This window comes from Deferribacter abyssi (assembly GCF_049472655.1).
GTDB classification, from domain to species: domain Bacteria; phylum Chrysiogenota; class Deferribacteres; order Deferribacterales; family Deferribacteraceae; genus Deferribacter; species Deferribacter abyssi.
Window position 1 is genome coordinate 58,678 of sequence record NZ_JAQNCS010000014.1, and the last position, 8,228, is coordinate 66,905.

At 26.7% G+C, this 8,228-nt stretch carries 8 protein-coding genes; all 8 read left to right on the plus strand.

Annotated features, from left to right (window positions below):
- Positions 1 to 4: 4 nt before the first annotated feature.
- Positions 5 to 2,722, plus strand: coding sequence for a CDC27 family protein (locus OWK30_RS08735; protein WP_423325617.1), 2,718 nt, complete (start codon positions 5 to 7; stop codon positions 2,720 to 2,722).
- The gene (locus OWK30_RS08740) at positions 2,712 to 3,227 is read left to right on the plus strand and encodes a hypothetical protein (protein WP_423325619.1); all 516 of its coding nucleotides are present in this window, start codon (positions 2,712 to 2,714) and stop codon (positions 3,225 to 3,227) included. The genes OWK30_RS08735 and OWK30_RS08740 overlap by 11 nt, the downstream gene beginning before the upstream one ends.
- 52 nt (positions 3,228 to 3,279) lie before the next feature.
- On the plus strand, positions 3,280 to 4,056 hold the full coding sequence (locus OWK30_RS08745) for an ABC transporter permease (RefSeq protein WP_423325621.1): 777 nt from the start codon (positions 3,280 to 3,282) through the stop codon (positions 4,054 to 4,056).
- Complete coding sequence (locus OWK30_RS08750; RefSeq protein ID WP_423325623.1) at positions 4,053 to 4,538, plus strand: hypothetical protein; 486 nt, start codon at positions 4,053 to 4,055, stop codon at positions 4,536 to 4,538. The genes OWK30_RS08745 and OWK30_RS08750 overlap by 4 nt, the downstream gene beginning before the upstream one ends.
- Positions 4,520 to 5,524 carry an MlaD family protein gene (locus tag OWK30_RS08755; protein WP_423325625.1) on the plus strand — a complete coding sequence of 335 codons (1,005 nt, stop codon included), beginning with the start codon at positions 4,520 to 4,522 and terminating at the stop codon, positions 5,522 to 5,524. The genes OWK30_RS08750 and OWK30_RS08755 overlap by 19 nt, the downstream gene beginning before the upstream one ends.
- Positions 5,521 to 6,204, plus strand: coding sequence for a hypothetical protein (locus OWK30_RS08760; protein WP_423325627.1), 684 nt, complete (start codon positions 5,521 to 5,523; stop codon positions 6,202 to 6,204). The genes OWK30_RS08755 and OWK30_RS08760 overlap by 4 nt, the downstream gene beginning before the upstream one ends.
- A gap of 113 nt (positions 6,205 to 6,317) precedes the next feature.
- Positions 6,318 to 6,656, plus strand: a complete 339-nt coding sequence (locus tag OWK30_RS08765; RefSeq protein WP_423325629.1) for a P-II family nitrogen regulator — start codon at positions 6,318 to 6,320, stop codon at positions 6,654 to 6,656.
- A 28-nt stretch (positions 6,657 to 6,684) separates the two neighbouring features.
- On the plus strand, positions 6,685 to 8,097 hold the full coding sequence (glnA, locus tag OWK30_RS08770; RefSeq protein WP_423325631.1) for a type I glutamate--ammonia ligase: 1,413 nt from the start codon (positions 6,685 to 6,687) through the stop codon (positions 8,095 to 8,097).
- Positions 8,098 to 8,228 lie beyond the last annotated feature (131 nt).

Sequence of the window (8,228 nt, forward strand, 5' to 3'; positions counted from 1 at the left end):
ATTTATGAAGAAGTTAATAAGTATCATTTTATCATTTTTTATTATATTATCATGTTCTAATAAAAAAAAAGAGCTTGTTCAAGATAATAATACAAAGAACCTTCCTATAAATTCTGTAATAGAGATAAAAAAAGATAAAATATCTAAGGGTAATCAACTTTTTCTTAATGGTAATTTTCAAGAAGCATTAAAATATTATGAAAAAGGAGTAAAGGAGAATCGTTCTGTAGCATATTATAACATAGGGGTAAGTTATTATTTGTTAGGGAATTTAGTGCAGAGTGAAAAATATTTTAAAATGGCCATTAAAGATGATAAAAGCTTTAAAGAGGCCTATATAAATTTGGTAGCTGTATTGATTGAAGAAGGCAAAATAAATGAAGCCGAAAGTTACATACAGTTTTTAGAAGATTATAAAGATGTTAAAACATATATAAACCTTGCAAATCTTTATCTTAAGAAAGGTAATACAGCAAAATCTTATTATTATTTTCAAAAAGCAATGGAAATTGATGCAAAGAATGAATTTGTAAGAGCTAGTTATGGAAATTTTTTAATAAGTATTGAAGAAGTTGATAAAGGTATAAATATGTTGTCTGCGATAAAGAAAAAAGGCTACGATGAGTATTATAATTTAGCTAAAGCATATTTCTATAAGAAAGATTATAGAAAGTCTATTGAAAATATAAAAAAAGCAATTGATTTAAAAAAAACAGAGCAAGCATTAAAATTGCTTGCTGAAAATTACAATAAAATACAAGATTATATTTTAGAAGCGACTGTATTATCACAATTGATTGAGTTGAGTAATAAGCCTGAATATAGGTATTTGTATGCCTTAGCTCTTTATAAAAGTGGAGATTTTTCTAAAGCAAAAGAGGTTGTTACAGCATTAATTAATGAATTTCCAAATGAATCAAGATACTATAAGCTTAAATATGATATTTTAATTAATGAACGTAAATATAACGAAGCGTTACAAGTAGTTGTGAAAGGTTTTAAAAATCTAAAAACATCATTTTTTAGATATTTGTATGTAAGACATTTATTACTTTACTTTGATGATGTTAAGAAAGCTTATTTGTTGATAAAAAATGTAGCAGATGATGATGATTATATTTTGCTTTCTAAAGCTATTTATTATACTAAAATTGGGAAATTTAAAATTGCAGATAAATATCTTTCAGAAATTTCAAATAAAGGTAGTGATTATTATTTATTAGTAAGTTTTATTTTACTGAAACAAAGAGATTATAAAAAAGCTTTGGAGAATATAGAAAAAATAAGTAAGTATGAAAATAGATATTATCTTTATAAATTTATTGCACTATGGAATTTGAGATATTTTGATGAGCTTTTGAGACTATCAAAAGAAAGGCTTAATTATTTAAAATATAACAGGGAATCTCCTAAAGTTAGTTTCAGGCTTAAGCCAAAAAAATACGACATTGGTTTTTTTTATAGATATGATGGGAAATTTGAAGATATTCTGAGATTATTTCTTTTTCCCCTTGTGATTGATCCAAATGAGTCGATTGAGTTTTTAACTCTTGGATATAAATTGTTGCAAGATAAAGAAAACTTGAAAGCAATAATAGAACTGAAAAAATCAGCAAATTTTAATAATGGAATAATGTATAATAATAAAGGTGTTGACTATTTCTTAAATGGTGATTTTTATAAGGCAATAAATTACTTCAAAAAAGCTTCAAAATACTTAAGAAATAATCCGTTTGTATCATATAATTTAGGAGTAGGTTATTTAGCATTGGGGGATTTAGATAATGCATATTATTATTTTGATAATTCAATATTGAACAATAGATTTGTTTTATACTCATACCTTGGCAAAGCTGTTGTATATTATTTAAGAGGAGAGGCTACAAGGATAATTACTCAATATGATATGGTTATTAATAATTATGATGAGGCTGTTGATAGCGTTAATTATCCGCATATATTTTTATTGGCAAAATATTTTGCAATGCTCGGTCTTGGAAAATATGATGATGTTATTTTTGAAGTATCAAATAGTGAAAGTGATTTTAATTATGAATTGTTTGCAGGTAAACTTGCTCAATTTTTAAAAAGAGGACAGATGGAACTATTTGATGATTATAAATTCAAATTGATTTATCATTTTCAATGTTTTGATGAACTGTTGAAAAAAGATTTTCGTTTAGTAGGTGATAGAGTATGTAATAATTATAAACTTTACTCCAGCTTATTTTTAACAGAAAAAAGTGTATATAACATTTCATATAAAATGGATAAGTATGAGCTTTCTCAGTTTATCATGTATAATTTAGCAATAAATAGATTGGATAAGGTTTTAAAAGGTTTAAAGATTTTATCTCGAAAAGATTTTAGATATTCAAAACTTTATGAGTTAAGTTTATATTATTTTTTACTAAAAAATGATTTTTTAAATGCTGAGGCTTCGTACACTTCTCTTGAAAAGCTGAAATTTAAGAATTTATTTACTCAATATTACAGGATGCTTTATTTCTTATTGAATTACAATGAAAAACGCTTGATTAAAGAGATTAACTCTTTTATAAAAGAATATCCAGTAGATTATAGGGGAGTTATGATTGATACGCTTTTATCTTTTAAAAGTAATAACTTGAAAAAAGTATTGGATGATTTGCTGTCAATAAAGAATATGGAACCTGAAATAAATAAGAAAGTAAGTTTGGAGATACTTATAGATGATATTTAAGTATGATAAAAAGCTATTGTTTTTGATGATAATTTTATTAATTTCAGCAGTATATTTTTCAATATCACATTATTTGATAGAGGGTAACCGGATAAAAGTTGTTATTTTGTTTGTTTTGATAACTTTTATTTTATTTAACCTTCTAAGTATATTAAGGCGTAAAATTGAACTAAAAGATAATGTTATTATTGTTAAATCATTATTAGGTATGAAACAAATAAAATATGATGAAATTAAAGACGCTGTATTTTTGTATTTAAAAGGTAGGACTGTTTTAATTCTTGCTGATGATGAAAAATTTGTTTTTATTTCTTCTGTTGTTGAAGACTTTGAAAAAATTATAGATTTGTTGAAAGATAAGGTTTCAAACGATATTAATAACAAACTATCATTATTTGATTATAAAAGGAATAATAAGTCTAAAAAGCTATTGTACTTTTTTCTTATTGTTGCTGTAGTATTTTTCTTTATTTTTGGAACTTTCAATTTTTATACAAGTCTCTAATGTTTTAATGAAGTATTATTGATTACCTTTAGAATTTAAGTATAATTTATATATGAGGAGTTTTTTAATAAACTTAGGGGCTACTTTTTTAAATTTTTATACCTTTTTAAAAGATTACTTGTATTTTTCTTGTGAAATAATTAAATCAGTTTTAAAGTTTAACTTATTTAATAAAGCAATATTTACTGTTTTTATTAGACAGGTTTATTTTACTGGTGTACAGATTATACCAGTTTATATTGTTGTATCGTTGATTTTTGGAATTGCTTTAGTGGGTTTTTTATCAAAGCAGCTGATTGAATTTGGTATTTATAATGAATTAGGAAAAATTTTAGTTTTATTGATTTTAAGAGAATTAGGACCAATTGTTACAGTTATTTTATTGGCTCTTAGATCATCCACTGCAGTTGGAGCTGAAATTAGTGTGATGAAATTGAGTAAAGAAATAGATACGTTATTATATTTTGAAATTGATCCTATGAGATATTTGTATTTGCCAAGAGTTTTTGCCGGTTTAACATGTATGGTGTCTTTATCGATACTTTTTTCTTTTATTTCGATTACTGGTGGCTATTTACTTCTAAGTTTTAATTTAGGAATTACTTTTGATTATCTTTTAAGCCTTATTTTTGATTATATAAGTTTATCAGATGTTGCTGCTTTTTTATATAAAACAGTCATGTTTGGTTTTTTTGTGATGAGCATGCCTATTTATAGTGCTCTTTGGGTTAAAAAAGCTAATACAGAAATACCTATTTCGCTGTTAAAAGGAATGATGAGATTATTTTTCGCTATTTTATTCGTAGAAATTACGGGTGCTTTTATATGATACTTATTTTTATGAATAATAAAGAAAATGATACATTGAAATACATAAAGAAAAATTTAATTAATATAAAAATTGCTTTTGTGACGGAAATACTACCTTTAATTTCTAACTTAAATTTAATTGAAAACATAATGTTACCTATACAATATCATGGTTTAAAATATGATATTGTCCAGTTAAATGATGATTTAAAAAAATATAATCTTAACGATAAAAAATTTTGCAGAAAAGATATGCTGAATGAAATAGAGATATTTTTTACGAAATTTTTAATGTGTAAGTATTTTGGTGCGGAGATAATTTTTTTTATAAATCAGTTTCACTATTTTGTTAATTGTAGTGAGGTTTTTTATAAATTTTTTAATGAGCAATCTAGTGAGAATTTTGTTATAATTGAAAAGGAAGTATATAAGAGTATTTTGACTAGAAACTTAGTAAATTATACTGAGTGGGATTTTGATGAATGGTTGAAAAAAAATTAAAAAACTTAGAACTAAAAGTTGGTTTGTTTATTTTTACCTCTTTGACTATTGCCATAGCAATTATATTTTTTGTCGCTATCCAAAAAAACATTTTTACAAAAAAAATAAAAGTTCAGGTGATTGCTGATAGTGGTGAGGGATTAGTAAAAGGAATGTCTGTTGTGTATTCAGGTTTTCAAATTGCTAAGGTAGATGAATTATACTTAAGAGATGATGGGAAAGTAGTTATGAAAATCAAAATACCTGTCAGATATGCAAAGTGGATAAAAAGAGATTCTGTGGTAAAGTTGAGTTCTAAAAATTTTATTGGTTCTTCTGTTATTGTTTTTTCTGGAGGAAAAGGTGAAGAGATCACTGACAATGCTGTGTTTGTTTTAAAAAAAGATAAAGGAGTAGAACAGTTCATAGAAGATGCAAAACCTATTTTAGATGATATAAAAGTTATAATTATTAATTTAAAAGAAATTACAACCGCATTAAACAAAATGACACCTAACTGGCAAATGTTATCTAAAGGGCTTGGAGATTTAGGAAAAGATCTAAGTGATAAAAAGGGTGCTATTGGTAAGTTGAGTAGGACAGATTATCTTATAGATAAAATTGATTCAGTTTTTTTAAAAATGGATAATTTAGAAAAAAAGGTAAATAAAATATTAGCCAAGGTAGAAGATAGAGTTGATGATACAAAGAAAACTTTAGATTACACAAATAGGCTTCTTTCAAATAGTAATGATCTTGTCAGAAATACTAAAAAACTTGTATTGAATATCGATGATAAGTTGTCAAAAAGTGAGCAACTGATTATTGAGAGTGGTAAACTAGCAAAAAATTTGAGATTACTAAGTGATAATATGAGTTTTTATTTTGACGAAATAGATTTCTTGCTAGGCAATACAAATATTTTGCTTTTAAATATGCAAAAAAGGTGGCCATTTACTCCACCAAAAAAAGAAATTAATAATAATCAAAGGTTAAAGTTACCATGAAGATTATTTTTATAATTTTGTTAACTTTTGTAGTTTCATGCAGCAAAACCGCTAAATATTCTGAATATTTTACAATAGTTTCAGGTTATTTGGAAAGTTATGTGAAAACAGTTTTAAAAGGAAATTTTAAACTAGCTGAATCTTTTTTTAAAAAAGCTGAAAAAGAATTATTTTTAGCTGATGATTATTGTAACTTGGCAAGGATTTATATTAAAAGATATTTTATTGAGGAAGAATTTAGTGAAAATTCCAAATTTTATTTAAATAAAGCAAATGATTTTGTTAATCTTTCTATGTGTACTGAAGAAAAGAAGATTGTTAATGGTTTGTTAAAGATAAATTTAGATAGTAAAACAACTATTGAGTTTTATAATTATTATTTTGCTTACCTTAAATCTGGGGACGAAATTGATTTATTAGGATATTTAGAAAGATATGAAGTACCTGATTATGTAAAATCGAGAGTCTTTAGAAGACTTGCCAGAGATAGTTTTATGAAGAACTTAAAAAAAGCAGAGTACTATATAAAACGAGCTTATATGATTGATACTTTTAATTCTTACTCAATTTATCTTTTAGAAGATTTAAAATTAATGTATATAGTTTGTGTCAAAAAAGGTGGAGTGTGTGACAATTTAGAAAAAAGAAAAAATAGTTTGCAAAAAATGATAAAAAATTAATCAGTAAATGTTTAAATATTAATCATTATTTTTTTAGTATGACTGGAATTTCAAAATAAATTAAATATTTGTTTTTGGCATAAAAGTTGTTTAAGTAAAGTTAAGGAGGATATATGAAAAAAATAGAAGCAATTATCAAACCTTTTAAATTGGATGATGTGAAGGAAAAACTTACTGAATTAGGGATTAAAGGTCTCACCATATCTGAAGTAAAAGGTTTTGGTAGGCAAAAAGGGCATACTGAGCTTTACAGGGGTGCTGAATATGTTATTGATTTTATTCCTAAAATAAAAATAGAAGTGGTTGTTCCTGATGATATGGTGGAAAGTGTTATTGAAGCTATTATTGAATCAGCAAGAACTGGTAGAATTGGTGATGGAAAGATTTTTGTAATTCCTATTGATGAGATTATTAGAATTAGAACTGGGGAAACTGGGGAAAATGCATTTTAAAAATAAACGATATAAGGAGGATTTTTGTATGACAGCAAAAGATGTTTTGAAATTAATTGAAGAGAAAAATATCAAAATAGTTGATTTGAGGTTTATGGATTTTATAGGATTATGGCAGCATTGTTCTTATCCGGCCCATGAGCTTACTGAAGATGTTTTTGAGGAAGGTTTGGGATTTGATGGATCTAGTATAAGAGGTTGGCAAACAATTAATGCTAGTGATATGGTTTTAATACCTGATCCATCTTCTGCTAAAATTGATCCTTTTACAGAAATACCTACGTTAATACTTATTTGTAATGTGTTTGATCCAATCACTAAAGAGCCTTATACTAGAGATCCTAGATATATTGCGCAAAAAGCTATTAATTATCTAAAAAGTACTGGTATTGCTGATACTGCTTATTTTGGACCTGAGGCTGAGTTCTTTGTATTTGATAATGTACAATATGCTTATAGTCCTAATGAAGCTTTCTTTTCTTTTGATTCTGTAGAAGGTTTTTGGAATACAGGAGCTGATGAAGTACCTAACTTAGGTTATAAAATTAGACATAAAGAAGGTTATTTCCCTGTTCCTCCACATGATTCCCTGATGAATATTAGAAATGAAATGGCAATGCTGATGGAGAAAATGGGTATAACAGTAGAAGCCCACCATCATGAAGTTGCAACTGGTGGTCAGTGTGAAATAGATATTAAATATGCGCCATTAGTGGAACAAGCTGACAATTTATTATTGTATAAATATATTGTTAAAAATGTTGCAAGAGCACATGGTAAAACAGCAACTTTTATGCCTAAGCCAATGTTTGCAGACAATGGTAGTGGAATGCATTGTCACCAGTCTCTTTGGAAAAATGGTGAGCCTTTGTTTGCTGGAGATGAATATGCTGGTTTAAGTGAGTTGGCTCTTTATTACATTGGTGGTATTATTAAACACGCAAGAGCTATCGCTGCTTTTACAAATCCAACTACAAATTCTTATAAAAGGTTAGTACCTGGTTTTGAAGCACCTGTAAACCTTGCTTATTCATCTAGAAATAGAAGTGCATCTATTAGAATACCAATGTATAGCTCATCACCTAAAGCAAAAAGGATTGAGGTAAGGTTTCCTGACCCATCCTGTAATCCATATCTTGCTTTTACAGCTATGTTGATGGCTGGTATTGATGGTATAGAAAATAAAATAGACCCAGGCGAACCAATGGATAAAAATCTTTATGATCTTGATCCTATTGAGCTTTCGAATATTCCTCAAATGCCTGCTTCCCTTGATGAAGCTCTGAATGAACTAGAAAAAGATCATGAGTTTTTACTTAAAGGTGATGTATTTACAGAGGATGTTATATCTACATGGATTGAATTCAAAAGGGAAAATGAAACATCAGAGATTAACAGCAGGCCTCATCCTTATGAATTTATCTTATATTTTGACGTATAAATTGTTTACAGGGGAGTATTTGTCCCCTGTTTTATTATGAAAATTATAATTTTAAGTGAAAATTATGTAGACAAACAAGGTTTAGTATCTGAGCATGGTCTTTCAATTCTCATTGTGCACAAAAACTATAG